The following is a 24,976-nucleotide window of genomic DNA, read 5'->3' as shown; positions in this document are numbered from 1 at the left end:
TTTTCGTCCCTTTTTATACCGGTATCTGGTATTGAAAGGGTATTTTTTTGCCCGTTTGAGAGCAGATGCCGGAGATATCGGACAGTCCGCAAGATAAATTTCCAGGGAGGAAAAAAGGAATGAAGAAAAAAATCGTAGCTTTATTGTGTACGGCGGCGGTTACATGCACGCTGCTGACAGGCTGTGGTTCAAGTGCCGCAGATACTGCGGATACCGCGGCTGAGACGATGGAAGAGACAGCGGACGCGGCAGAAGAGACAGAAGAGGCAGATTCAGCGGACGAGACGGAAGCGGTTTCGGATCAGGAAGCGGCAGACAATGTGGCGGCGCTGATTGACGCGATCTACGTCCAGCAGAGGACGGATGAGACGGACGCACAGTGCGCTGCGGCAAAGGAAGCCTGGGACGCTCTGACGGATGCGCAGAAAGAGCTGGTGGCAGGTGAGAATGCAGATCCGGATTATTTCGGCAGGGATACCGGCGACGCATCGCTGGACGATCCCCGCAATCAGGATGAAATCGGCGAGAATGAGCTTTTGGTCGTAAGCTTCGGCACATCCTTCAACGACAGCCGCGTGGAAGACATCAAGGCGATTGAGGATGCGCTGCAGGAGGCTTATCCGGACTGGTCTGTGAGAAGGGCTTTCACAGCTCAGATTATCATTAACCATGTGCAGGCCCGGGACGGAGAAGCCATTGACAATATGGAACAGGCGCTGGAGCGCGCGGTGGCAAACGGCGTGCAGAATCTGATTATACAGCCCACCCATCTGATGCACGGCGCAGAATATGATGAGCTGGTGGAAGCTGTGGAAGCTTATCAGGATCAGTTTGCATCCGTGGCAGTGGCTGAACCCCTTCTGGGTGAGGTTGGTTCTGACGCGACTGTGATCAATGAGGACAAGCAGGCTGTGGCAGAGGCTCTGACAGCAGAGGCCGTGGCAGGAGCAGGATATGACAGCGCGGAGGCAGCGGCAGAAGACGGAACCGCCTTTGTATTTCTGGGACATGGAACCTCCCACACAGCGAACGTATCCTACAGCCAGATGCAGACACAGATGACAGAGCTTGGATATGACAATGTGTTTATCGGAACTGTTGAGGGAGAGCCGGAGGGAACAGACTGCGAATCCATTATCAGCGCAGTGGCCGAGGCCGGATATACGAAAGTGGTTCTCCGCCCGCTGATGGTAGTGGCAGGTGATCATGCGAACAACGATATGGCAGGGGAGGACGCCGATTCCTGGCTGAGCATGTTCAACGCTTCCGGAAATTTTGAAAGTGTAGACGCGCAGATTGAAGGACTGGGACGGATTGAGGCCATCCAGGATCTCTATGTGGCCCATACGGCGGCAGTAATGAGCGAGTAAGGAAGCAGGAAAAATGAAGAAAAAAATGTTGACAATCCTGTGTGCGGCCATGCTCGGCTGCGCCCTGCTGGCAGGCTGCGGTTCTGGCGGTTCAGCCCCCGCAGGCAGTGAGACAGAGACACAGGAAGAAGCTGGCACAGCAGAAGAGACAGAAACAGCAGCAGAGGCTGAGACAGCGGAAGAGGCGGAAAACCCGGCACCTCTGGAGGACGGCGTATATACGGCTGATTTTGACACGGACAGCGGCATGTTCCACGTGAGCGAGGCCTGCGACGGAAAAGGCACTCTGACGGTGGAAGACGGAAAGATGGCGATCCACATCTCTCTGGCATCAAAGAATATTGTGAATCTGTACCCGGGCCTGGCGGAGGACGCGCAGAAGGAAGACGCGGTTCTGCTGGAGCCCACGACGGACAGCGTCACCTACAGCGATGGAATCACAGAAGAAGTATATGGATTTGACGTTCCGGTGCCTGCGCTGGATGAGGAGTTTGACCTGGCGCTGGTGGGAACGAAGGGAACCTGGTACGATCATAAGGTTTCTGTGTCGAACCCGGAGCCTGCCGGTGAAGAGCAGGCAGCGCAGTAACGGCGGAAGGCTGCAGGAGGGGCTGCCGCGGACCTGAGGTCCGCGGCGGCTTCCGGCTTTTGTAAAGCTTCCGCATAGGGAGCCGCAAAGGATGGAGAGACAGATTATGGAAACGATGGAAAGCAAAAAGGAAAACGTCATCCTGCCGGAGGATGGGGAATATACGGTGGAGGTAACGCTGGAAGGCGGCTCCGGAAGAGCGCAGATCACTTCTCCGGCGGAGCTGCTCATAGAGGACGGAGAGGCGTATGCGCGGATTGAGTGGAGCAGTTCCCATTACGACTATATGAAGGTGGAGGAGGAGATGTATCTTCCGGTCAATGAGGAAGGAAATTCCGTATTTGAGATCCCGGTTACCGTCTTTGACGAGCCCGTTGAAATTCTCGCAGAGACTACGGCCATGAGCAGGCCTCATGAGGTGGAATATACTCTGACCTTTTCGTCAGAGTCGATCTCTTCCGCAGGGGGGACAGGCCTTCCGGGCGGAGTTGTCTGGGCGGCGGCGCTGATTCTTGCTGCAGCCGCAGCAGTATGTCTTGTAAAGAAGAGGAAGAAGGAAAGCTGAATGAGGAAAAGAGGGATGGTTCTGCTCTTAAGTCTGCTGCTGCTCCTTACGGCGGCCTGCAGCCCTGGAGAAGGCGGGGCAGACGAGGAGCGGAATACGGACATCAGCGCAGAGCTGGAATATGAAGACAGCATGGAACTGCTTTATGCAGAAAAGTTTTCGGTTGATTACTATACGGGAGGCTTCTCTCTGGTCACAGTCAATGGCAGCGAACGGTATCTTGTGGTTCCGGAAGGGAAGGAAAGTCCCGGAGATCTGGCAGAGGATATTACGGTGCTATACCAGCCGCTGGATCGGATCTATCTGGTGGCTTCCGCGGTGATGGATATGTTTATTTCCATGGATTCTCTGGATGTGATACGGTTTACGGGGACAAAGGCAGCGAGCTGGTATCTGGAAGAGGCCAGGGAGGCGGTGGAGACAGGGGATATCCTTTATGCGGGAAATTATTCCGCTCCGGATTATGAACAGATTCTGGCAGAGGGCTGCGATCTGGCCATTGAAAATACGATGGTATATCACACGCCCGAGGTCAAGGAGCAGCTGGAAAAGTTCGGGATTCCTGTGATGGTGGATTATTCCAGCTATGAGACAGAGCCTCTTGGAAGAACGGAATGGGTGAAGCTGTACGGCCTTCTGGCGGACCGTGAGGAAGAGGCGGCAGAGGCTTTCGCCGGGCAGCAGGAAGCCTTTGCGTCCATCGGGGATGCGGAAGACACCGGAAAGACCGTGGCCTTTTTCTATATCACCAGCAGCGGCGAAGTCAATGTGCGCAAGGCTTCTGACTATCTGCCGAAAATGATTGAGCTTGCAGGAGGACATTACGTCTTTTCGGATCTGGGGGCGGAGGATGACACGGCTTCCTCCACAGTCAGTCTGCAGATGGAGGAATTTTATGCGGCGGCCAGGGAAGCCGATTATCTCATTTACAACAGCACCATTGACGGGGAGCTCTCTTCTGTGGAGGAGCTGTTTGGAAAAAGCGAGCTTCTGGAGAATTTTAAGGCGGTCCGGGAGGGAAATGTGTACTGTACGACGAGAGATCTGTATCAGTCGTCCATGGAGCTTGGAACCATGATTGCGGATATTCACGGAATGCTGAACGGAGAGGAGGACGGCCTGACCTACCTGTACAGGCTGGATTAGAACATGAAGCAAAAACGGTATGTCCTGATATTTCTTTGCCTGGCGGCGGCCATGCTTCTTCTGATGGCTGCAAACGTGTGTATCGGCAGCGTCAATATCCCGTTTGCGGAGGTTCTGCGGATACTGGGAGGAGAACGGGGAGCAGATGTGTCGGCGGATATCGTGCTGCAGATCCGCCTTCCCCGCGCTCTGGCCGCCGCCATTCTGGGAGGAGCTCTGGCTCTCTCAGGCTATCTTCTGCAGACCTTTTTCCACAATCCGATTGCGGGCCCCTTCACCCTGGGAATTTCTTCGGGGGCCAAGCTGACGGTAGCCCTTGTGATGGTCTTTTTTCTGGAAAAAGCCCTTCGGGTCAGCTCGCTGGTGCTGATTCTGGCCGCTTTTGTGGGAGCGATGATATCCATGAGCTTCGTGCTCTTGATGTCGAGGGTGCTGAACCACATGTCCACGCTGATTGTAAGCGGCGTTATGATAGGCTATATCTGTACGGCTGTCACGGATTTTGTGGTGACCTTTGCAGATGATTCTGATATCGTAAACCTTCATAACTGGTCTCAGGGAAGCTTTTCCGGCATCAGCTGGGACAACGTGGCGGTTATGACGGTGGTAATATTTCTGACGTCTGCCTTTGTGTTTCTGCTGTCCAAACCGATCAGCGCTTACCAGCTGGGAGAGGCCTATGCGCAGAATATGGGACTGAATATCCGGCTGTTCCGGGCGCTTCTGGTGTTGCTTTCCAGCCTGCTTTCCGCCTGCGTGACCGCGTTTGCAGGCCCGGTCTCCTTTGTGGGAACCGCAGTTCCCCAGATTGTGAAAAGCCTTTTTCATACAGCCAGGCCGATCCTGATGGTTCCGGCCTGCTTTCTGGGAGGGGCTGTGTTCTGCCTGTTCTGCGATCTGCTGGCCCGCACGTTGTTCTCTCCCACAGAGCTGAGTATCAGCACGGTGACGGCAGTGTTTGGCGCTCCTGTGGTGATCGTGATTCTGCTGCGGAGCAAAAAGGAAGGAGCGTGAGGGGCTGTGGACGAATTCTACTTTTACACGAAGGGAATGACCGTGGGGTATCATGGGACGCCCCTGATCCGGAACATTGAACTGAAGGTCCGGCGCGGGGAGATTCTGACCCTGATCGGGCCGAACGGCGCGGGAAAAACCACGATTTTAAAAAGCATCATCCGACAGCTCTCCCTGCTTGGCGGCGCGGTGTATCTGGATGGCGCCGATATGGGCTCCTTTACCGGAAATGAGCTGGCCCGCAGGCTGTCGGTGGTTCTCACGGAACGGGTGAAGCCGGAGCTGATGACCTGCGAGGATGTGGTGGCCGCCGGGCGGTATCCCTATACCGGACGTTTCGGCATTCTCAGCGAAGAGGACAAACGAATCATAGAGGAGTCCATGGATCTGGTGCACATCCGGGAACTGAAGGACCAGGATTTCCGGAAGACGAGCGACGGACAGAAGCAGAGAGTGATGCTGGCCCGCGCCCTCTGCCAGGAGCCGGAGGTGCTGGTGCTGGACGAGCCCACCTCTTTTCTGGATATCCGTTACAAGCTGGAATTTCTCTCCGTCATTCAGAAAATGTCCCGGGAGAGAAAGCTGACGGTGATTCTCTCCCTCCATGAGCTTGATCTGGCGGAGCGGATCTCGGATCGGATTGCCTGTGTGCGCGGCGACTGCATCGACCGCTTCGGCACGCCGGAGGAAATCTTTTCCAAGGGATATGTCCGGGAGCTCTACGGGATGACCGCAGGGGCTTACGATGAGCTTACCGGCAGCCTGGAGCTGGAGAAAACGCCGGGAGAACCGGAGGTCTTCGTCATCGCCGGCTGCGGCGCGGGAACGCCCATCTTCCGCAGGCTCCAGAGAGAGGGCGTCCCCTTTGCCGCCGGGGTCCTGTGGGAAAACGATCTGGACTATCCGGCGGCCAGGGCCCTGGCTGCAGAGCTGGTATCTGAGAAGCCCTATCAGTCCTTTTCGGAGGAAAAAATCAGCCAGGCAAAGAAGCTGATAGACGGATGCAGACAGGTGATCTGCGCGCCCGGCCTGGAGATGGAAGGCAGCCTGGCGGAGGGACTGCGGGTTCTGGCTCGTTATGGGCAGGAGCAGGGAAAGCTCTGAACAAAAGAGGCGGTATCGGGAGGGCAGAATAAAAATCAGATTTTTCCCCGGGAATGAAAATCCTCTTCTCATAAAAAAGACAGAAAAAACAGAAAAATCAAGGAATATTCTGTTTAATTACAGAAAAGTATGCTATAATAAAGCATCTTTATTTATGAGATTGGGGGAAGAAAAATGAAAAGTGTACAGAGGAAGAAACCTGCAGGCAGAATGCTGTCGGCAGCGGTTGTGTTACTGGCGGCGGCGACCCTTTCGGGCTGCGGAGAAAAGGTGACGGCGGAAGGGTTGATGCAGGAAGCGGCGGAGAAAATGGCCGAAGTCAAATCCATGAAAGGCGTCTATGACATGGATATGACGATGGGAGTCAGCCAGTCCGGAATTTCCATGGATATGGATGTAAGCGCAAATATGGATTTTGAATCCACGGCAGAGCCGTCAGCCATGCACTGCAATATGGTGATGGATATGGGAATGCTCGGACTCAGTGTAGAGACAGAGATGTATGTGATGATGGAGGAGGATCAGGCCGTCAGCTACGTCTGTATGGGGGATCAGTGGATGAAGCAGTCGGCAGCGATGCCGGATACAGCTTCGGACACCGGTATGGTTCTGAATCTGGATACCCTGTTCGGAGAAAATGCCGCACTTACGCTTCTGGACGAGACAGAGGAGGAGAACGGAAAAGAGGTTTATGTCATTACGGGAACCGTTTCTGCGGAGGATATTGATATGGAACAGTTCAACGAGATTATGGGAAGTACGGGAGCGGCCGGACTGGATGATCTGGGACTGGATCTGTCGGGGCTGCAGATGGATGTGGCGCTCCGGCTCTATACGGACAGCCGCCTTCCGGCTTCCGTGAGTATGAAGAGCAGCGGAGACGGGGAAGTTTTCACGATGGAAATGGAGGGCGTCGAGACAACGCTGGATTCTCTTTCCTATGAACTGAAAATTGAGGAATATGACACAGTAGATGAGATTGTACTCCCGGAGGAGGCGTCCGGCGCCATCGACCTGAACTCGGAAGAATTTCAGGTGGCTCCTGCCTATGGAGCCGAGGAAATCTACTAGATCTTGTTCTCAGGTGCACCGGCGCTGAGGTAAGAAAAACAGCGATGGAAAGCGGAAACTTCGGATTCCGCTTTCTTTTGCCGTTTCTGGAAACATTTACATCGGTGTTATGTCAACATTTTTCCCTGAAAAGGTTGAAAACAAAGGAAAAGAATGATATACTACTGTGGAAAATGACTGAGAAATCACCATGAAATGTGGATAAAAAATAAGGCAGAGTGCAATGCAGGAAGAGGAGTGAAAATATGAATGGAAAAAGAGTGGGGGCAATGCTGCTCTCAGGACTTCTGATAGTGTCGATGCTCGGCGGCTGTGCTTCCGGCCAGATTACGGAAGATATGATTCCGGCAGTGACGGATCTCCGGGCGGACGAGACGGCAGCGGAGGCAAGCGCGATTGGACTTGCCATGAATAAATCCTATGTGGCGGAGCTGACCCGGCTGGACGGGGACAATACCCAGGTGGCTGTGGTAGATGAAAAGGAAGTTCCCGTGGTTCTGAAGGCTACTTCCGTAGATAAGGATCTGAAGGTAAAGATCGTAAACGAGAGAAACGGAAAGGTCATCACCGGCACAGCCTTTGAAGTGTCCGTGACGGATTCCGCAAAGAAGACAAGCAGCTATACGGACAGCGACAAGGACGGAATTATCTACATCAAATCCATGACGCCCGGAAAGTGCACTATTTCCATGAAGGCTTCCGGCAGTTATGCGGCTCCGGCGGATATTACCACAGAGGTAAAGGCGAATATCGACTACAAGGTCGTGGATATTACGGATGAGATCAAGAGCGAGAGCGAGATCAACGTAGCCAAAGAGGATTCCAATACAAACGGGAACGCGGACGCGGGAACGGCGCAGGTGCTGACGGATACCGTAGAGTATGTGGAGTCTTCCAAGACAGAGGTGAAGGAAGAGGTCAAGACCCAGAAGAAAGACGCCTGGGGACAGCTGGTGTACTCCAAGCTGCAGAAGGATGATTTCGGCAATGATATGTATGCGAAGATCATTTCAGAGCCGTCGGCTTATCATAAAGACGGCAACGGCGACAACAAGTGTGACCGCTGCGGCGCGGATCTGACGCCTGCTCATACGCATGTGTATGACCAGCAGGTTGTGACAAAAGAAGCGACCTGTACGGAACCGGGTACATATGAGATGCGGTGTGCCGCAGACAACGCGGTAGGTTCTACCGGAGAGATTCCGGCGCTGGGACATGTGGATACGAACCCGGCAGACGGTATCTGTGACCGCTGCAAGACGCAGCTTTCCCAGCCCTCTACTCCGGATGGAGAAGGCGGAGAGAACAGCGGCAGCAGCGGAGACGGCGCTGATACCGGAACGGGCGAGACCGGTGGAAATACAGGAGACGGAACGACAACCGGAGGAACAGAAAATCAGGGCTCCGCTCCGGCTGAGCAGAATCTGGAAGGAACTTCTTCTGCTGACGTGCTCACAGTCGGCATGAGAGTGCTGAAAGCGGCTTCCTCTGAAGTGATTGTATATGATACAACCAGCGCTCCTGTATACGATACAAGCAGTGAGCCTGTCTATGATATTACCTACGAGGTGACAGGATACAAGTATACCGGCTGGCAGACCATCGACGGCGCCACCTACTACTTTGACAAAGACGGCAATAAGGTGACCGGTTCCCAGGTTATCCAGGGAATTCAGTACAACTTCAGCGACGAGGGCGTGCGTTCCGGCACCATCGGTATAGATGTGTCCAAGTACCAGAGAAATATCAACTGGCAGAAGGTAAAGAACGCGGGAATCAATTTTGTTATCATCCGCTGCGGATACCGGGGCTATGGTTCCGGCGTGCTGGTTCAGGACCCGATGTTCGCGTCTCATATCACAGGCGCGAAAGCGGCCGGACTGCGCGTGGGCATCTACTTCTTCAGCCAGGCGATTTCCGAGGCAGAGGCTGTGGAAGAAGCAAGTATGGCAGTGAAGCTGGCAAATCAGTACGGCATCAACATGCCGATTGCCATCGACAGCGAGTATGCGGCCGGAGGAGCCGGACGCGCGGACGGACTGTCCAAGTCCGAGAGAACGAAGATCACCATCGCGTTCTGCAACACAGTAGCCAACGCAGGCTACAAGCCCATGGTATACGCAAGCAAGAACTGGTTCTCAGAGCATCTGAGCGTATCCCAGTTCCCGAGCAGTTACCGTATCTGGGTGGCACATTATGCCGCGACCTGCGGATACACGGGCCGTTACGACATCTGGCAGAATACTTCCAAGGGTTCTGTGGATGGCGTAAGCGGAAATGTAGATATGAATATCAGTTCCATTTAAGGACTGTTCCGAGGAGGGACAGGCGCCGCGGGAGCGGCGCCTGTTTTTTTCGTGAAGCCCCGGAACTGACGAAAATTTTAAGGAAAAAAATAAAACGGATTGACAAACTGGAAAATATCGCTATACTGAAAACATATTTTTTGGAACAAAGGCGTTTCACCTTTCGGGTGAGGCGCCTTTTCTGATCGGGAGGAGCGGCTGTTTATGATTAAGCTGGAGAATGTGAATAAATATTTTGGAGATCTGCATGTGCTGAAGGATGTGAATCTGGAGGTGAAGGAGGGGGAGAAGCTGGTTATCATCGGCCCCTCCGGCTCAGGAAAATCCACCACAGTGCGCTGCATGAATTTTCTGGAGGAGCCTACCAGCGGCCATGTATATATAGACGGCAAAGAACTGACTCATAAAAACAGGACGCATCTGGTGAGGGAGACGACCTCTATGGTGTTCCAGCAGTTTAACCTGTATCCGCATATGACAGTACTCCGGAACCTGACGCTGGCGCCCATGAAGCTGCACCATAAGAGCAGAAAGGAAGCAGAGGATACCGCTTTCCATTACCTTGATGTGGTTGGCCTGAGAGATAAGGCTCATGCCTATCCATCTACTCTGTCGGGCGGACAGCAGCAGAGAATTGCCATAGCCAGAGCGCTCTGCGCGCAGACAAAAATCATACTGTTTGACGAGCCGACCTCGGCCCTGGACCCAGAGACCATACAGGAGGTTCTGGATGTGATGATTAAGCTGGCAAAGGAAAATATTACGATGGTGGTGGTCACCCACGAGATGGGCTTCGCCCGGCAGGTGGCCGACCGGGTGGTATTTATGTCAGACGGCCAGATCATTGAGGAGGGGACGCCGGAACACTTCTTTCAGAATCCTGAAAACGAACGTGTAAAGCAGTTCCTGGGAAAGATTATCCGGTAGAAATACCGGGGAGATCTTTGAATGTTCCTGCCGGAAGGCGGGCATTTTGAGATAAATTCCAGATAAGAAGGAGGAAACGTTATGAAAAAGAAATTGGCAATTCTGCTTGCGGGAGTCATGGTATTGTCCATGCTGGCAGGCTGCGGTTCATCCGGCAGCGATACTGCGGCAGATACCGCGGAGGAAACCACAGCAGAGGAGAGTACAGAAGAAAGCGCGGAAGCGGACACAGAAGCAGAAGAGACTGCGGCAGCCGATACGGAATGGCCTGAGGATGTACAGGCGATTATCGACAGAGGCGTGCTGCGGGTGGGAGTAAAGAGCGATGTCATCGGCTTCGGATATCAGGACCCGCTGACCGGTGATTACAGCGGAATGGAAATTGATCTGGCTCAGATGATCGCAGACGCGCTGGGCGTGGATGTGGAATATACGACTGTTACGGCGGCTACCAGAGGAGAGCTTCTGGATTCCGGCGATCTGGACTGCGTGCTGGCTACTTTTACGATTACAGACGAGAGAAAGGAAAGCTGGGATTTCTCAACGCCCTATTACACTGACGCGGTTACGGTTCTGGTGGAGGATTCCAGTGGAATCACTGATTTAAGCGGACTGGCCGGCGCCACGGTGGGAGTGTCCTCCAGTTCTACTTCCGCGCTGGCTCTGGTGCAGGCCATGATCGAGCAGGGACTGATAAGCGGCGATAATTTTGATTCTGAGACCTTTGACGCCTCCACCTGGACGGAGGGCGTCAGCTTCCGTCAGTACAGCGATTATCCGGCTATCTCCACAGCCCTGAGCGCCGGCGAGGTGGACGCTTTCTGCGTAGACAGATCTATCCTGAATGCTTACAGGACGGAGGGACGCTCCTATATCGAAGATTCCTTCTCCCCCCAGGAGTACGGCGTAACGACAAAGAAGGGCTCCGGCTTCTCCAGCGTATGCGATGAGCTGATTACCGGCTGGCTGGCAGACGGAACGATCGACGGCCTGATTGAGGAATACGGACTGTAAGGGAAGGAAGGTAAACGGCAGGTCATGCGGACCTTACCGCCAATTCCGGCAAGGCCGTATAAGATGGCGGGTGTCCCGGCGCCTCAGGCCCGGGATGCTCTCCTGTCTTTTGGGACGCTTTTTATCAAAGAGCAGGAAACAGGAAAATTCCTGTTTTTTGATAAGAGGGAAATAAACAGCAGGGAGGAATTGTTATGGGAGGATTGTTTTCAGCAGACGCATGGGAGACGGTGTGGCGCTATCGGAGCACTTTTCTGCACGGTCTTGGCAACACGGTGCAGCTTGCCGTTTTTGCGCTGCTTCTCTCTCTTATGCTTGGAATTCTGTTCGGGCTCATGTCAGCCGGAGGGAAAAAAGCGCTGCGGGCCGCAGCGAGAATCTATGTGGAATTTATTCAGAACACGCCTCTGCTGCTTCAGATGTGTTTTCTGTATTATGCCCTTGCGTTTTCCGGAAACAGTATCGGAATTCTGAGGACAGGAATGATTGCGCTGGGCGTATACCACGGGGCCTACATGTCTGAGGTCATCCGGGCAGGCATTCAGGCAGTCCCGAAGGGGCAGACAGAGGCAGCCCAGTCGCAGGGCTTCGGCTATATAGGGAGGATGTATTACATCATCCTGCCCCAGAGCATTAAGATCATTCTTCCTCCCATGGTAAACCAGGTGGTGAATCTGATTAAGAATACTTCCTGCCTGTATATCGTGGGAGGAGCGGATCTGATTTCCGTCACCTACAGCTTTGTGACGGGAGCCAATACGGGCGGCGCCTACGCTCCGGCCTATATCGTCAGCGGAATCCTGTTTTTCATCGTGTGTTTTCCGCTGTCCACACTTGCCAGCGTATGGGAGATTTCCCTGAAAAAGAGGGACGCCCAGGCAAATAAAGCCGCTGTGGCCGGCGCTGCGGCCGGAGCGGAAGAAGGGATGGTGCAATAACGTATGGATACTTTGGAAGCGAGCCTGTCGATGCTGACAAATCAGGCAATTCTGACCTATATTTTCCGGGGAGTGGCATTTACGCTGGTGATTGCCGTGACTGCCGTAATACTGGGACTGCTCATCGGCTCCGTGCTTGCCCTGGTGCGCAATTACTGCAATAAGGGGACAAACCGGATTTTCAAATGGATAGCGGCTGCCTACATTGAGATCTTCCGGAATACACCGCTGCTGCTGTGGATTTTTATCTGCATTGTATTCTGTCCGGTGCCGGAACTCCTGTCTCATTCCATGTTCGGCCTGTCCTCTGTTGAAACGACTCTCCTGTACAAGGCGGTGGTGGCGCTGGTGCTGTTTACCTCGTCCGTGATTGCCGAAATTGTGCGGGGAGGGCTGAACTCAGTGGCTCACGGGCAGTTTGAGGCGGGACATTCCCAGGGGTTCGGTACTGTGCAGATCATGCTTTACATTGTACTGCCTCAGGCCTACCGGAATATTATTCCCACCCTTCTGAGCCAGGTCATTACCACCATCAAGGATTCTTCCTATCTGGCAAATGTGGCGGTGATCGAGCTGATGGCCAGAATTGGCCAGATTATGAGCGCGGCCGGCCGGTACAACGGGACGGGAACGACAAACGTGTCGGATGTATTTGTGCTGTACGGTTTTGCCAGCCTCATCTATTTTGTGATCAATTTCGCGCTGTCCTGTCTTGTGCGGTATATCCAGAAGCATAAGCTGAAAGCGCTGCCTGCGGGAACGTGAAACCATGCGCAGAATCAGGAGGGATAAAGATGAAGCCTTATGTGATTACCATTTCCCGGCAGTTTGGCAGTATGGGACGCTCCATCGCCCAGGCCCTTTCCCGGGAACTTCAGATTGATTTTTATGACCGGGATATTGTGGAGGAGACGGCAAAACGGCTGGGAATGCCGGTGTCCGTGATCAGTGATACGGAAGAAAATTCAAAATCCATCTATTTCAGACGGATGTATCCGCTTGGAATGGGGATAACGAGCTTTAAGGACGAGGTTTTTCTGGTCCAGAAAAATATCATCCGGGATCTGGCGGAAAAAGGTTCCTGTATTATTGTAGGCCGGTGCGCAGAAAGCATCCTGGCGGATAAGGGAAACCGCCTGAGCGTCTATATTTACGCGCCCTACAGCGCCCGGTTTAAAAACTGTACGGAGAAGCTTGGAATGGATGAAGCCACGGCGAAGAAAATGATCCGGGAGGTGGATCGTTCCCGGGAGCTGTACCACAGACGCTACTGTCCCGAATTCCGGGACGCCTTTACCGACCGGGATCTGATGATTGACAGCAGCCGGTTTGGCGTGGAGGGAACGGCGCAGCTGCTGGCGCATCTTGCGAGAGCAATGTTTTTGGATTAAGACAGAGTAAAAGGCCCTGTCGGAAAGCAGTATGCAGACAAAGCATGATCGGAATGCTGCTTTCTGGCAGGACCTCTTTTTTATCTCTGATATGCGTAAGTCTTTCTGGCTACGCCCAGCTCTTCATTTGCCGGGATCACATGAATCTTTACAGGAGAGCCGTCCCGGGAGATGATGGTATTGCTTCCGGTACAGTTCCGGTTCTTTTCCGGGTCCAGCAGGATTCCCATATGGCTAAGCTGCCCGCAGACCTTTTCCCGGATGTTCGCGCCGTGCTCCCCGATGCCTGCGGTAAATACCAGGTGATCAAGGCCGCCAAGCTCCGCGTAGTAGGAACCGATATAGCGGACGATGCCGTTGCAGAATACGTCGATGGCGAGCTGTGCCCGCTGATTTCCCGCGACCGCGGCTTTTTCCACATCCCGCAGATCGTTGCTGACGCCGGAAATACCCAGGAGACCGCCGTGCTTTGTCAGCCCTTCCAGCACTTCATCCAGACTCATGCCTTCTTTCTGAAGGAAGGGAACGATAAAGGGGTCGATATCGCCGCAGCGGTTGGACTGAATGATTCCCACCTGAAGGGAAATTCCGAAGCTGGTATCCACGCTCTTTCCGTCGTCAATGGCGCACAGAGAGCCGCTTCCGCCCAGATGGCAGGAGATGGCTTTTCCGGTGCTGCCGTACATTTCGGCCAGCGTCTCCGCCACATAGCTGTGGGAAGCCCCGTGGTAGCCCAGACGCTCGATCCCGTATTTCTCATACCATTCATAGGGAATGCCGTAGATTTTGCGCTCCATCGGAATTGTCTGGTGGAAGGCAGTCTCAAAGGCGCCTACCAGCATGGCGTCAGGCGTCAGCTTCTGAAACTGGCGGATGGCCTCCAGATAAGGTTTATTGTGGGCGGGAGCCACCACCATGTAATCTTCCATGCCCTGGAGCACATCGGGAGTCAGTTCATGGATGCCGTAGTGGCCCTTGGAAAGAACGGTCTTGAAGCCTACCCGCTCCAGCTCGGCCAGGCTTCCCAGCACGCCGTGTTCTGCGTCCAGAATATCGTCCAGAAAAAGCTGAATGCCTTCCGTATAGGTAGGGATAGAGAGATTTTCCTTGAAAATACGGAAGCCGTCAGGCTTTGAAAAATGGTAGATGGCTCTGTCTGTGCCCACGCGCTCTACCTTGCCTTCCGCAAGGACGGTCTCTGCGGGCATATCGAACAGCTTGAATTTCAGGGAAGTGCTCCCTGCGTTGCACACTAATAATTTCATGTAAAACCTCCAATACATTCTCAGATGAGGCGCCGGCAGCATCGGGCCATACTTTCGGGCAGGGCCCCTCCGGCAGATGTCGTGCGGCACCATATGATTCCATATCAGTATATCAGAATACCGGGTCCTGCACAATATCAAGCAGGGAAGACCTCGCTCAAGCTGCGCTGACCGGACCGCGGAGAGACGGAACCGCGCAGGGCTGCCGGATTTTAAAAATCTTCCGTCTGCTCTGTGCAGGCCTGGGCCATGATTAGACCAGGCACGGAGAGACCCAGAGTCAGGATCAGGGGAACTGTGGCAGGGAGAAGAAGAAACTGAAGAGCCAGCAGAATAAACGCGATCAGAAGGCCGGCCAGGGTCTGCTTCATCCGTGCCAGGGCATGAAGGGCCGCCGCCCGGAGCAGCGGCGTCTCCGTACCGGGCTGATTTCCTTCCCGGGAAATTTCCACGCTGTCCTCTTTGCTGTCCTCGTTCTGGCGGGTACGCATCTGAACTCTTTCCGGAAGCAGAAGAAAGAGATGGAAAGCGATTCCCAGGAAAAAGATAAGGCCCAGCAGAGAAAGCGCCATAAAGGGCACGTAAAACCAGTCTGTCATAGCCAGAGTTCCGTACCAGGAGAGCGCCAGTACAAGGATGGCTGTTCCGGCCAGCAGCGTCAGCCCCCAGGGCAGAGCTGGCAGAAAACAGGAACGGAAAGCCGCGAAATACCGCGGCAGAACCGGTTCGTCCCTTCTGCGTTTGCGTACCATGTCGGACAGGCAGGCGGTAAGGGCGGCAAGAGCGGGCCCTGTGGTAATAATGGGAATACAGGTCAGCAGAAATATGAAATTGAGCTGAACCAGCTCCCAGAGATTTTCATTTAAGATGGAGAAGAAGCGTGTGAACGCTCCCGGAGTACGCTGTTCGTCAGCCAAGAAAATTCCTCCTTTGTGTCTTGCTTCGAAAGCGCCGGTCTGTCAGGGCCTGTGTCATGCTCTGGTGTGCCGGAACTATATAATCCAAATATATAGAAAATTTAAAGGGCCTGCAAGTAGAAAATAAAATGACTTCGACAGTAGAAGTAAAAGTGCACAAAATATAGGTGAAAAATTTTGCGATTATGACGAAATTGTCAGGAAATTAAAAATAAAGCTTGCTTTTTTTGGAAAAAAGTACTATGATTAATACATAAGAACTGGAAACGTTTCCATGGAACGTTTCCAAAACGGATTTCAGCCGTAAATTCCGGGACATGTGCGCAGATGTTTCGGAAGGAGCGGCACACATGGAGTTTGGCAAAACAGGAGGAAAACAGTATGAAAAAGAAACTTTTGGCCCTGACGCTTACAGGCGCTCTGGCGATGTCTCTGCTGGCAGGCTGCGGCGGTTCATCAGATGACACGGCGACTACGGATACTACGACGACCGAAGATACAGCAGCGACAGAGGATACGGACGCAGCTGAGGCTGAGACAGCCAGCGGAGAAGGCTCCGTATATTATCTGAACTTCAAGCCGGAGCAGGATCAGCAGTGGCAGGATCTGGCGGCAGTTTACACAGAGCAGACCGGAGTTCCTGTTACCGTAGTGACAGCGGCATCCGGACAGTATGAGACGACTCTGATGAGTGAGATGGGAAAGAGCGGCGCGCCGACTCTGTTCCAGGTAAACGGCCCGGTAGGTCTGGCAAACTGGAAGGATTACTGCTATGACTTATCCGGCAGCGATATTTACGGCGAGCTGACCAGCGACATCTATGCGCTGAAGGACGGCGACAAGGTGGCAGGTATCGGATATGTAATCGAGTCCTACGGACTGATTGTAAACACTGATCTTCTTGAGCAGGCCGGCTACACCACAGATGACATTCAGTCCTTCGAGGATCTGAAGGCAGTAGCAGAGGATATCACCGCACGTTCTGACGAACTTGGATTCGCGGCATTCACCTCCGCAGGTATGGACAGCTCCTCCGACTGGAGATTCAAGACACACCTTGCAAACCTTCCGATTTACTTTGAGTATCAGGATAAGGGAATCACAAGCACGGACGCTATTGAGGGAACCTACCTTGACAACTACCGCGCGATGTGGGATCTGTATATCAACAACAGCACCTGCGATCCGGCAGAGCTTTCCGCCAAGACAGCAGACGACGCTACCAGCGAATTCCTGAACGGAGAAGCAGTATTCTACCAGAATGGTTCCTGGGAGTACGGAAATGTATCCGGTGAGGGCAAATTCTCCGATGACCAGCTGGCGATGATTCCGATTTACTTCGGCGCAGGCGATGAGGCAAATCAGGGACTCTGCACAGGTACAGAGAACTACTGGTGCGTAAACAATCAGGCAGACGAAGCTGACATTCAGGCAACTCTTGATTTCATCTACTGGTGCGTAACCTCTGAAGAGGGAACCAAGGCAATGGCTGAGGACATGGGCTTTGTCATTCCGTTCAAGTCTGCGCAGGAGCCGACCAACCTGTTCGTAAAGACAGACCAGGAAATGTTAGCAGCAGGCAAGACTCCGATCTCCTGGAACTTCACGACGATGCCGTCTGAAGAGTGGAAGAATGGCGTAGGCCAGGCACTGACCGCATATGCGGCAGATCAGACGGATGCAAACTGGGACGGCGTTGTATCCGCGTTCGTAGACGGCTGGGCTACCGAGTACGCTCTGGCGAACGGACAGTAAAACAAGCTGGCATACTGTTCCATTCAAATGTAAAATGTAAAATGAAAAGCAAGGGGCGGGCAAGTGACTTGCCTGCCCCTTTCCTATGCAAGCGGAGAATCCCGTCTGGGGGATTCTTGTATTAAAAGAGGTGAGGAACTATGGAAAAAGCGATCAAACGCTATTCTCCGATTTTCGTACTGCCGACGCTTCTGGCCTTCACCATCGGATTTATCATTCCCTTTCTCGAAGGACTGTACCTGGCCTTCTGTCAGTTTACGACGGTCCGGGACGCGACCTTCATAGGCATCGGAAATTTCCAGCGGATCTTTTCCGATACCACATTTCTGCATTCCTTTAAATTTACTGTGCTGTTTGCGGTGGCGGCTATCGTTTTTATCAATGTGATCGCTTTTGGGCTGGCGCTGCTGCTGACACGAAATCTGAAGGGAACAAACATCTTCCGTACCGTATTCTTCATGCCAAACCTGATCGGCGGTATCGTGTTGGGATATATTTGGAATATCCTGATTAACTGCGTGCTTTCCCTGGCGGGAAAACCGCTTCTGGCGCTGAATACGGCGGCCGGATACTGGGGACTGATTATCCTGATGTGCTGGCAGCAGATCGGATATATGATGATTATTTATATCGCCGGACTTCAGAATGTGTCCGACGACCTTCTGGAAGCGGCTCAGATCGACGGAGCTTCCGCATGGAAGACGCTCTGGAGAGTGAAGCTTCCCATGGTGATGCCGTCCATTACGATCTGCGTCTTCCTGACACTGACCAACTCCTTCAAGCTGTTCGACCAGAACCTGGCTCTGACCGGAGGAGACCCAAATCACATGACAGAGATGCTGGCCATGAACATCTATCAGACATTCTATGCAAGGGCAGGAGCCCAGTGGAAGGGACTTGGCCAGGCGAAGGCAGTGATTTTCTGTCTTCTGGTCATCGTGATTTCCCTTCTGCAGCTGAAGGCGACACGTTCCAAGGAGGTGCAGCAGTAAGATGGCGAAAAGAAAAAAAATCGACAATACAATCTGGACGGGTCTGCTGACTATTCTGGCCCTGCTGTATGTGTATCCGGTTGTCATGATCTTCTTTAACTCCCTGAAGCAGGAGACGGCGATCACGACAGACAGCGCGTTTGCGCTGCCTACGCCGGAAATCTTTGCAGGGCTGGCAAACTACGTTAACGCGATTGAATCCAAAGGCTTTCTGCAGAGTCTGGGCTACAGCCTTCTGATTACCATTACCTCGGTAGCGGCGATTCTTATCTGCTGCTCCATGTGCGCGTGGTTTATCACGAGAGTAAAGAGTAAAATCTCACAGGCACTGTATTTCCTGTTTGTATTTTCCATGGTAGTGCCCTTCCAGATGGTGATGTTCACCCTGTCTCAGACGGCAGACGCCCTGAAGCTGAACACGCCCTACAATATCTGGGTGATTTATCTGGGCTTCGGTGCCGGGCTTGCGGTGTTCATGTTCGCGGGCTTTATGAAATCCGTTCCTCTGGAAGTGGAGGAAGCGTCCATGATCGACGGCTGCAATCCGCTGCAGACTTTTTTCCGGATTGTTCTGCCGATGCTGAAACCCACGCTGGTATCCGTGGGAATTCTGGAGGCCATGTGGGTGTGGAACGATTACCTTCTGCCTACGCTGGTTCTGGATATTAAGAAATACAAGACGATTCCCATGCTGATCCAGTATTTCCGGGGAAGCTACGGAAGAGTGGAAATGGGACCAATGATGGCCTGTATCATGCTGACGGTCATTCCGATAGTCATTGTTTATCTTGCAGGACAGAAACATATCATCAAGGGAGTGGCAGCAGGAGCAGTTAAGGGGTAAACCATATGACGATTAAAGACATTGCAAGGGAATCCGGTTATGCGGTGGGAACCGTTTCCAGAGTGCTGAATAACCGGCCGGACGTGTCAGAGAAGGCGAGAAAAAGGGTCATGGAAGTGGTAGAGAAATACAACTTCCGGCTGAATAATAACGCCAAGCATCTGAAACAGCAGGTGAGCAGCGGAATCGTGATCATTGTAAAGGGTTCCCAGAATATGCTGTTTGCGGCGATTGTGGAAAGACTGCAGAAGCTCATTGAGGAACGGGATTACGCGTTTCTGATTTACTATATCGGAGAGCAGGACAACGAGGTGGAGCAGGCCTGGCAGATCTGCCGGGAACGCCATCCCAGCGGAATTCTCTTTCTCGGAAGCGACCTGGAATTTTTCCGGGAGCGTTTCGCCCAGATACAGGTGCCCTGTGTGCTGGTGACGAACTCCGCGCAGGAGCTTGGGTTTGAAAATCTCTCCAGCGTCAGTACGGATGACGAAGCGGCGGCTCAGGCGGCTGTGGAGCATCTGATTGCTCTGGGACACAGGAAAATCGGGGTGCTGGGCGGTTTTATGGAAAAATCACGGGCGGCCCATACCCGGTACGCAGGCTGCGTCAGAGCGTTTGCGGAGCATGGAATTCCCTTTTCCATGGAAGAGCAGTATATGCCGGCTCTGTTTGCAATGTCGGAAGGCTATGAAGCGATGGGACGGCTGCTTGACAGGATGCCGGATCTGACGGCTGTGTTTGCCATGGCAGATGTACTGGCTGTGGGAGCGATCCGGGCGGTCCGGGACAGAGGACTGCGTGTCCCGGAGGATGTGTCTGTGGTGGGCTTCGACGGAATCGAGCTGGGAAGCTATCTGACCCCCAGCCTCACGACGATCCGCCAGGATCGGGAGCAAATCGCGGACCGGAGCGTGGAGCTTCTGCTCTCTCAGATAGAAAACCGGGTGAGCCCGGAGCATGAGCTGGTGCCTTTCCGGATTATTTCCGGGGAAAGTGTCCGGAAAATATAAAAGAAAGACAGTTACTGTTTTCTGTACGTCTGCGGCGCACAGAATAAGGAGGAAGAAACAATGGCAAGTATCACCTTTAAAAATGTGGTTAAAACATATGGAAACAACAATACGGTGATTCCTGATCTGAATCTGGAAATCAAGGATAAGGAATTCATCGTGCTGGTAGGTCCTTCCGGCTGTGGAAAGTCTACGACTCTCCGGATGATCGCGGGACTGGAAGAAGTCACGGCCGGAGACCTGTATATCGGAGACAGACGGGTCAACGATGTCCCGCCCAAGGACAGAGATATCGCGATGGTGTTCCAGAGCTACGCTCTGTATCCCCATATGACCGTTTATAAAAATATGGCTTTCGCGCTGGAGAATCAGAAGCAGCCCAAGGATGAGATTGACAGAAAGGTCCGGGAGGCGGCCCATATTCTGGAGCTTGACGAGTACCTGAGCCGGAAGCCGAAGGAGCTGTCAGGCGGACAGAGACAGCGTGTGGCTCTGGGCCGCGCTATGGTGCGGAATCCTGCGGTATTCCTGCTGGATGAGCCTCTGTCCAATCTGGACGCCAAGCTGCGTACGGAGATGAGAAGCCAGATTTCCGCGCTTCACAAGAGACTTCAGACCACCTTTGTCTATGTCACCCATGACCAGACGGAAGCCATGACCATGGGGGACCGGATTGTGGTAATGAAGGACGGCGTCATTCAGCAGATGGATACGCCCCAGAATCTGTACAATTATCCCTGCAACAAGTTTGTGGCAGGCTTTATCGGTTCGCCGCAGATGAATTTCCTGGAAGCAGTGGTGGAAAAAGAAGGAGACGGCTATGTGCTGGTATTCGGCCAGAACCGGATTCCGCTTGTAAAGCCGGAGCTTGCGCCCTATGTGGGCAAAAAGGTAATTTTCGGTATCCGGCCGGAGGATATTCACGCAGAGGAATCCTTCCTTGCCATTTCTGCAGGCTCGAATGTGGAAGCAAGGGTAGACCTGGCGGAAATGATGGGCTCTGAGATTTATCTGTACCTGACCTGCAACGGTCAGAAGCTGGTGGCCCGCGTGCCTTCGCGTACCGGAATCCGGGCGGACGACCAGGTAAAGCTGGCTCTGGACGCCAATAAAATCCACGTATTTGACAGTGAGACGGAAGAAATCATCTGTCACTGACAGAAGGAGGAAGCGTTATGACAAAGCGTATGATTCTGCTTGACAGCGTGACACAAATCAAGGATTTTGTAAATTTGGTCTGCAGGTATCCCAATGATTTTGACCTGGTGTCTGGGAGGTTTACCATTGACGCCAAATCCATTATGGGCATCTTTTCCCTGGATTTGACCCATCCGCTGGAGCTCTGCATTTACGGGGACGCCTCGCCGGAGCTTCTGGAGGCCCTGACACCTTACCTGGCAGACCAGGGAAGGGTGTGATTTTATTTGAGAAGCAGTGGAATACTGATGCATCTTTCCTCCCTTCCGTCTCCTCACGGAATCGGAAGCATGGGGGAGCCTGCCCGGCGGTTTGCTGATTTTCTGCAGCAGGCCGGGCAGACCTGCTGGCAGCTGCTTCCGGTCTGCCCCACCAGCTACGGGGATTCTCCGTACCAGTCCTTTTCCACCTATGCCGGCAACCCGTATTTTATCGATCTGGATGAGCTGGAAAGACAGGGATATCTGAGGCGGGAAGAGTATGAGAACATAGACTGGGAGTGCGGGCCGGACAGAATCAATTACGGCGTGCTCTATGAAAAACGCTATCCGGTGCTTGAAAAGGCGGCAGAGCGTTTCCGGGAGAATCCCCCCGGAGATTATGAGACTTTCTGCCGGGAAAATGCCCGGTGGCTGGACGATTACGCCTGCTTTATGGCCCTGAAGGACGCCCACAGCGGAGCGCCCTGGTTTGACTGGGAGTCTGCGCTCCGGAACCGGGAAGAACAGGCGCTGGAAGAGGCGTGCGCGCGCTATGCGGAGCAGATAGAGTTCTGGAAAATCTGCCAGTATCTGTTCTTTGAGCAGTGGAAAGCGCTGCGAAGCTATGTAAATGAGCGGGGTATCCGCATTATCGGAGATCTGCCTATCTATGTGTCTCTGGACAGCGTAGACGTATGGGCGCACCCGGAACTGTTCCAGCTGGACGAAAATAAGGTGCCCCGGGAAGTATCGGGATGCCCGCCAGACGGTTTTTCCGCAGACGGACAGCTCTGGGGAAATCCACTCTTTGACTGGGAGTATATGGCCGGGGACGGCTATTCCTGGTGGGCGGACCGGATCGGCTATCTCTGCCGGGTCTACGATGTGGTGCGGATCGATCATTTCCGGGGCTTTGATTCTTACTACGCCATTCCCTATGGGAGAAAGGACGCCAGGGAAGGCCGCTGGAGAGAAGGGCCGGGCATCGAGCTGTTCCGGGCGGTGGAAGAAAAGATCGGCAGGCAGCCCATCATCGCGGAGGACCTGGGCTATCTGACAGATTCGGTACGGAAGCTTCTGGCGGACAGCGGCTTCCCAGGCATGAAGGTGATGGAATTCGCCTTTGACAGCAGGGATGGAAGCGGTTCGGAATATCTGCCGCATAATTTTATCCGCCACTGCGTAGCCTACACAGGAACTCACGACAATGATACGATCCTTGGCTGGGCTGCCTCTGTCGGACAGGAGGATTTAAGACGCGCGGCAGAGTATCTGCGGCTGTCGAGAGAGGAAGGCTATCACTGGGGAATGATGAGGGCTCTCTGGGGAAGCGTCGCGGATTTGGCCATCGTTCAGGCCCAGGACCTGCTGGGACTGGGAAGCGAGGCGCGGATGAATACGCCGTCCACGGTAGGCAGCAACTGGCAGTGGAGGGCTCTGCCCGGAAGCTTTACGGAGGAACTGGCCGCGAAGCTGCGCCATGAGATGGAGCTGTACGAGAGATTGTAAAGGAAGAAACAGGTAACTGTTCATTAGAGACTGCCATTGAAAGAAGGCCATTGAGAGACTGTCATTTTGCGGCGCAGGAAAGAACCTGCCGTTTGCCGGAAAATGGCGGTCTCCTTTTGTGTGTATGCAGATTTCAGTCTGTACTGGAAGAAGAAAATCGGGAAAAACGGCAGGAGAGGAAGCGGGAACACACATGAATCAGCCCTGCGCCTGCGAAAATCAGGCACAGATAAAGAACAATCTCCGCTCCTCTTCCGAAACGGTCCGCGACGCTGCGCAGAATCACCTGGGTAGACGGTTCCCAGGGGCTGATGTAAAACATATCGATGGAGCCTCTGGTATGGAGCAGACAGTTCAGAAGCTCCGCGATTCCTGCCAGCAGGAGAAAAAGAAGGGCAGGAGGCAGAAAGCTTTTCAGAGATTTCCTGAAGGAAAAGGAAGCAGGCTTTGCCAGGAGTTCAGACTTTACCGCAGGCTTGTCCGCCGGCGATTTGTTCACCGCAGATTTTGGGGAGCTGCCTGAAAGGTGCAGGAAAAGCCCCAGAAAGATCATGATGAAATGCCAGAGATAGCTGTGCAGAGTCAGGACAGAGAGGCTGTAATGCATGCCGGTCTGGTCTGCAAAAGCAAAAATCCCTGCCAGCAGGCTGAAGTCCGCAAGGAAGTCTGTGAGGGTCCGGCTCATGAAGACACACACCCGAGGTTTCCTGGAGCCGCTGTCCGGAACTGCGCTGCAGATACCTTTGGGGGCTTTGGTTTTCTGTGCAGTCCTGCAGCGGCTCTGTCCGGCCAGAAGAAGCTGCCGCAGGGGCAGCAGATAGAGCGGCATGCTGCAGAGCTGGAAAGGGAAATACCACCAGAGGTAAGAGCCGCCGTTTCCGGCGGTCAGCAAAAGCTGCTTCCAGATCTCGGAGAGCGGGAGCAGGATGGCGAGAATATTCAGCAGAAGATTCTGTTTTGGCTCTGCCAGGCGGCTGGCCGCGAAAGCGGCCAGCCCGGAGAAGAGAAAACCGGTCAGGAAGATGAGCATGGGATGGACCTCTTTAGATGTGATATTTATCTTGAAATACAGTATAACATATATGGAGACTGCAGGAATAAACTTTTGGAAACCATCCATAATTTTCATGGCGTATAAAAATCCACCATTTACAGAATACTATTTCCAGAGTTGAAAAAGCACTGTAAATGGAGGAATATTTTATGAAAGCTACAGGAATAGTCAGGAGAATCGACGACCTCGGCCGTGTCGTGATCCCCAAGGAAATCCGCAGAACGCTCCGTATCCGGGAAGGAGATCCGCTGGAGATCTTCACAGACCGGGAGGGGGAAATTATCTTAAAAAAATACTCCCCCATCGGAGAGCTGGGAACCTTTGCGAAGCAGTATGCAGAGAGTCTGGCACAGGTGTCGGGGCTTATGGTCTGCATTACGGATCGTGACGCGGTCATCGCGGCTGCGGGCGGAGCGAAAAAGGATTACATGGGAAAGGCCGTCAGCCAGGAGCTGGAGGATATCATCCAGGAACGGGAGAATATTCAGGCAGCTGCGGGAGACAGGAAATATGTGCGTCTGGTGGAAGAGGAGCTGGAGGACTGCTTTGCCGAAACGATCTGCCCGATTATCTGCGAAGGAGACGCGATTGGAGCGGTGGCACTGTTCAGCCGGGACCCGAAAGCGAGAATGGGAGAGGTGGAGCAGAAACTGGCTCTGGCCGCAGCCAATTTTCTCGGACGGCAGATGGAGCAATGAGGAAAAAACACCACGGAAGCAGGATCTGTTCCAAAATCCTGTTCCGTGGTGTTTTTTTCCGCGCAGGCGTATTGGGGAGTGAGATCACAGTCCCCGGGAA

The 24,976-nt window shown here is 53.4% G+C and carries 24 protein-coding genes; 21 read left to right on the top strand and 3 right to left on the bottom strand.

The genetic code is table 11. From position 1 onward, the window contains the following. Positions 1-119 precede the first annotated feature (119 nt). From B5E82_RS06005 to B5E82_RS05940, 13 genes are all read left to right on the top strand, one after another. The gene (locus B5E82_RS06005) at positions 120-1,370 is read left to right on the top strand and encodes a sirohydrochlorin cobaltochelatase (RefSeq protein ID WP_087306665.1); all 1,251 of its coding nucleotides are present in this window, start codon (positions 120-122) and stop codon (positions 1,368-1,370) included. A 13-nt stretch (positions 1,371-1,383) separates the two neighbouring features. Next, the gene (locus tag B5E82_RS06000) at positions 1,384-1,959 is read left to right on the top strand and encodes a hypothetical protein (RefSeq protein ID WP_087306664.1); all 576 of its coding nucleotides are present in this window, start codon (positions 1,384-1,386) and stop codon (positions 1,957-1,959) included. Positions 1,960-2,065: 106 nt separating this feature from the next. Next, positions 2,066-2,524, top strand: a complete 459-nt coding sequence (locus tag B5E82_RS05995; protein ID WP_242966253.1) for a hypothetical protein — start codon at positions 2,066-2,068, stop codon at positions 2,522-2,524. Beyond that, complete coding sequence (locus tag B5E82_RS05990; RefSeq protein WP_087306662.1) at positions 2,525-3,670, top strand: ABC transporter substrate-binding protein; 1,146 nt, start codon at positions 2,525-2,527, stop codon at positions 3,668-3,670. It begins immediately after the preceding gene. Between the two features lie 3 nt (positions 3,671-3,673). Continuing rightward, positions 3,674-4,684: a FecCD family ABC transporter permease gene (locus tag B5E82_RS05985; RefSeq protein ID WP_087306661.1), complete on the top strand. Its 1,011-nt coding sequence runs from the start codon at positions 3,674-3,676 to the stop codon at positions 4,682-4,684. Between the two features lie 6 nt (positions 4,685-4,690). Beyond that, a complete protein-coding gene (locus B5E82_RS05980) occupies positions 4,691-5,788 on the top strand; it encodes an ABC transporter ATP-binding protein (protein ID WP_164488684.1) in 1,098 nt (365 codons plus the stop codon). A gap of 174 nt (positions 5,789-5,962) precedes the next feature. After that, positions 5,963-6,859 carry a DUF6612 family protein gene (locus tag B5E82_RS05970; RefSeq protein ID WP_087306659.1) on the top strand — a complete coding sequence of 299 codons (897 nt, stop codon included), beginning with the start codon at positions 5,963-5,965 and terminating at the stop codon, positions 6,857-6,859. 245 nt (positions 6,860-7,104) lie between these two features. Next, the gene (locus B5E82_RS05965) at positions 7,105-9,165 is read left to right on the top strand and encodes a GH25 family lysozyme (protein ID WP_087306658.1); all 2,061 of its coding nucleotides are present in this window, start codon (positions 7,105-7,107) and stop codon (positions 9,163-9,165) included. Positions 9,166-9,369: 204 nt separating this feature from the next. Next, positions 9,370-10,092, top strand: coding sequence for an amino acid ABC transporter ATP-binding protein (locus B5E82_RS05960; protein ID WP_087306657.1), 723 nt, complete (start codon positions 9,370-9,372; stop codon positions 10,090-10,092). Positions 10,093-10,173: 81 nt separating this feature from the next. Next, positions 10,174-11,106: a transporter substrate-binding domain-containing protein gene (locus B5E82_RS05955; RefSeq protein ID WP_087306656.1), complete on the top strand. Its 933-nt coding sequence runs from the start codon at positions 10,174-10,176 to the stop codon at positions 11,104-11,106. Between the two features lie 194 nt (positions 11,107-11,300). After that, the gene (locus tag B5E82_RS05950; RefSeq protein ID WP_087306655.1) at positions 11,301-12,044 is read left to right on the top strand and encodes an amino acid ABC transporter permease; all 744 of its coding nucleotides are present in this window, start codon (positions 11,301-11,303) and stop codon (positions 12,042-12,044) included. Positions 12,045-12,047: 3 nt separating this feature from the next. Then, positions 12,048-12,809, top strand: a complete 762-nt coding sequence (locus tag B5E82_RS05945; RefSeq protein ID WP_087306654.1) for an amino acid ABC transporter permease — start codon at positions 12,048-12,050, stop codon at positions 12,807-12,809. Between the two features lie 29 nt (positions 12,810-12,838). Continuing rightward, the gene (locus B5E82_RS05940; protein ID WP_087306653.1) at positions 12,839-13,435 is read left to right on the top strand and encodes a cytidylate kinase-like family protein; all 597 of its coding nucleotides are present in this window, start codon (positions 12,839-12,841) and stop codon (positions 13,433-13,435) included. A gap of 80 nt (positions 13,436-13,515) precedes the next feature. On the opposite strand, the gene B5E82_RS05935 is transcribed toward B5E82_RS05940, so the two are convergent. Together B5E82_RS05935 and B5E82_RS05930 are read right to left on the bottom strand one after the other, a co-directional pair. Further along, positions 13,516-14,700 carry an acetate/propionate family kinase gene (locus B5E82_RS05935; RefSeq protein WP_162610724.1) on the bottom strand — a complete coding sequence of 395 codons (1,185 nt, stop codon included), beginning with the start codon at positions 14,698-14,700 and terminating at the stop codon, positions 13,516-13,518. 212 nt (positions 14,701-14,912) lie between these two features. Beyond that, positions 14,913-15,617 carry a YesL family protein gene (locus B5E82_RS05930; protein WP_162610723.1) on the bottom strand — a complete coding sequence of 235 codons (705 nt, stop codon included), beginning with the start codon at positions 15,615-15,617 and terminating at the stop codon, positions 14,913-14,915. A 381-nt stretch (positions 15,618-15,998) separates the two neighbouring features. Here B5E82_RS05930 and B5E82_RS05925 point away from each other — a divergent pair, with 381 nt between their 5' ends. From B5E82_RS05925 to malQ, 7 genes are all read left to right on the top strand, one after another. Continuing rightward, positions 15,999-17,372 carry an ABC transporter substrate-binding protein gene (locus tag B5E82_RS05925; RefSeq protein WP_087306650.1) on the top strand — a complete coding sequence of 458 codons (1,374 nt, stop codon included), beginning with the start codon at positions 15,999-16,001 and terminating at the stop codon, positions 17,370-17,372. Positions 17,373-17,512: 140 nt separating this feature from the next. After that, positions 17,513-18,364, top strand: coding sequence for a carbohydrate ABC transporter permease (locus B5E82_RS05920; RefSeq protein WP_087163440.1), 852 nt, complete (start codon positions 17,513-17,515; stop codon positions 18,362-18,364). A 1-nt stretch (position 18,365) separates the two neighbouring features. Continuing rightward, positions 18,366-19,208 carry a carbohydrate ABC transporter permease gene (locus B5E82_RS05915; RefSeq protein ID WP_087163441.1) on the top strand — a complete coding sequence of 281 codons (843 nt, stop codon included), beginning with the start codon at positions 18,366-18,368 and terminating at the stop codon, positions 19,206-19,208. 5 nt (positions 19,209-19,213) lie between these two features. After that, positions 19,214-20,218 (top strand): LacI family DNA-binding transcriptional regulator, encoded by a 1,005-nt coding sequence (locus B5E82_RS05910; RefSeq protein WP_087306649.1) that lies wholly within the window; start codon positions 19,214-19,216, stop codon positions 20,216-20,218. 60 nt (positions 20,219-20,278) lie between these two features. Then, on the top strand, positions 20,279-21,376 hold the full coding sequence (locus tag B5E82_RS05905; RefSeq protein WP_087306648.1) for an ABC transporter ATP-binding protein: 1,098 nt from the start codon (positions 20,279-20,281) through the stop codon (positions 21,374-21,376). 17 nt (positions 21,377-21,393) lie between these two features. Beyond that, positions 21,394-21,636 carry an HPr family phosphocarrier protein gene (locus B5E82_RS05900; RefSeq protein WP_087306647.1) on the top strand — a complete coding sequence of 81 codons (243 nt, stop codon included), beginning with the start codon at positions 21,394-21,396 and terminating at the stop codon, positions 21,634-21,636. Positions 21,637-21,642: 6 nt separating this feature from the next. Beyond that, positions 21,643-23,124, top strand: coding sequence for a 4-alpha-glucanotransferase (malQ, locus tag B5E82_RS05895; RefSeq protein WP_087306646.1), 1,482 nt, complete (start codon positions 21,643-21,645; stop codon positions 23,122-23,124). A gap of 133 nt (positions 23,125-23,257) precedes the next feature. Here malQ and B5E82_RS05890 read toward each other — a convergent pair whose 3' ends face one another. Next, positions 23,258-24,154 carry a TMEM164 family acyltransferase gene (locus B5E82_RS05890; protein ID WP_087306645.1) on the bottom strand — a complete coding sequence of 299 codons (897 nt, stop codon included), beginning with the start codon at positions 24,152-24,154 and terminating at the stop codon, positions 23,258-23,260. Positions 24,155-24,327: 173 nt separating this feature from the next. Between B5E82_RS05890 and spoVT the strand changes: the two genes are divergently transcribed. After that, positions 24,328-24,876 (top strand): stage V sporulation protein T, encoded by a 549-nt coding sequence (spoVT, locus tag B5E82_RS05885; protein ID WP_087306644.1) that lies wholly within the window; start codon positions 24,328-24,330, stop codon positions 24,874-24,876. The last annotated feature ends 100 nt before the right edge of the window (positions 24,877-24,976 follow it).

This window comes from Lachnoclostridium sp. An138 (assembly GCF_002160765.1).
GTDB classification, from domain to species: Bacteria; Bacillota; Clostridia; order Lachnospirales; family Lachnospiraceae; genus Laedolimicola; species Laedolimicola faecalis.
The sequence above is the reverse complement of the archived record's forward strand: the minus strand, read 5'-3'. Positions and strand labels throughout refer to the sequence as shown.

Coding starts and splice junctions, on each gene's coding strand:
- B5E82_RS05960 (WP_087306657.1), top strand. CDS start 9,370: ATGATTAAGCTGGAGAATGTGAATAAATATTTTGGAGATCTGCATGTG.
- B5E82_RS05935 (WP_162610724.1), bottom strand. CDS start 14,700: ATGAAATTATTAGTGTGCAACGCAGGGAGCACTTCCCTGAAATTCAAG.
- B5E82_RS05965 (WP_087306658.1), top strand. CDS start 7,105: ATGAATGGAAAAAGAGTGGGGGCAATGCTGCTCTCAGGACTTCTGATA.
- B5E82_RS05985 (WP_087306661.1), top strand. CDS start 3,674: ATGAAGCAAAAACGGTATGTCCTGATATTTCTTTGCCTGGCGGCGGCC.
- B5E82_RS05900 (WP_087306647.1), top strand. CDS start 21,394: ATGACAAAGCGTATGATTCTGCTTGACAGCGTGACACAAATCAAGGAT.
- B5E82_RS05890 (WP_087306645.1), bottom strand. CDS start 24,154: ATGCTCATCTTCCTGACCGGTTTTCTCTTCTCCGGGCTGGCCGCTTTC.
- B5E82_RS05915 (WP_087163441.1), top strand. CDS start 18,366: ATGGCGAAAAGAAAAAAAATCGACAATACAATCTGGACGGGTCTGCTG.
- B5E82_RS05990 (WP_087306662.1), top strand. CDS start 2,525: ATGAGGAAAAGAGGGATGGTTCTGCTCTTAAGTCTGCTGCTGCTCCTT.
- B5E82_RS06000 (WP_087306664.1), top strand. CDS start 1,384: ATGAAGAAAAAAATGTTGACAATCCTGTGTGCGGCCATGCTCGGCTGC.
- B5E82_RS05910 (WP_087306649.1), top strand. CDS start 19,214: ATGACGATTAAAGACATTGCAAGGGAATCCGGTTATGCGGTGGGAACC.
- B5E82_RS05995 (WP_242966253.1), top strand. CDS start 2,066: ATGGAAACGATGGAAAGCAAAAAGGAAAACGTCATCCTGCCGGAGGAT.
- B5E82_RS05955 (WP_087306656.1), top strand. CDS start 10,174: ATGAAAAAGAAATTGGCAATTCTGCTTGCGGGAGTCATGGTATTGTCC.
- B5E82_RS05925 (WP_087306650.1), top strand. CDS start 15,999: ATGAAAAAGAAACTTTTGGCCCTGACGCTTACAGGCGCTCTGGCGATG.
- B5E82_RS05950 (WP_087306655.1), top strand. CDS start 11,301: ATGGGAGGATTGTTTTCAGCAGACGCATGGGAGACGGTGTGGCGCTAT.
- B5E82_RS05945 (WP_087306654.1), top strand. CDS start 12,048: ATGGATACTTTGGAAGCGAGCCTGTCGATGCTGACAAATCAGGCAATT.
- B5E82_RS06005 (WP_087306665.1), top strand. CDS start 120: ATGAAGAAAAAAATCGTAGCTTTATTGTGTACGGCGGCGGTTACATGC.
- B5E82_RS05920 (WP_087163440.1), top strand. CDS start 17,513: ATGGAAAAAGCGATCAAACGCTATTCTCCGATTTTCGTACTGCCGACG.
- B5E82_RS05905 (WP_087306648.1), top strand. CDS start 20,279: ATGGCAAGTATCACCTTTAAAAATGTGGTTAAAACATATGGAAACAAC.
- B5E82_RS05940 (WP_087306653.1), top strand. CDS start 12,839: ATGAAGCCTTATGTGATTACCATTTCCCGGCAGTTTGGCAGTATGGGA.
- spoVT (WP_087306644.1), top strand. CDS start 24,328: ATGAAAGCTACAGGAATAGTCAGGAGAATCGACGACCTCGGCCGTGTC.
- B5E82_RS05970 (WP_087306659.1), top strand. CDS start 5,963: ATGAAAAGTGTACAGAGGAAGAAACCTGCAGGCAGAATGCTGTCGGCA.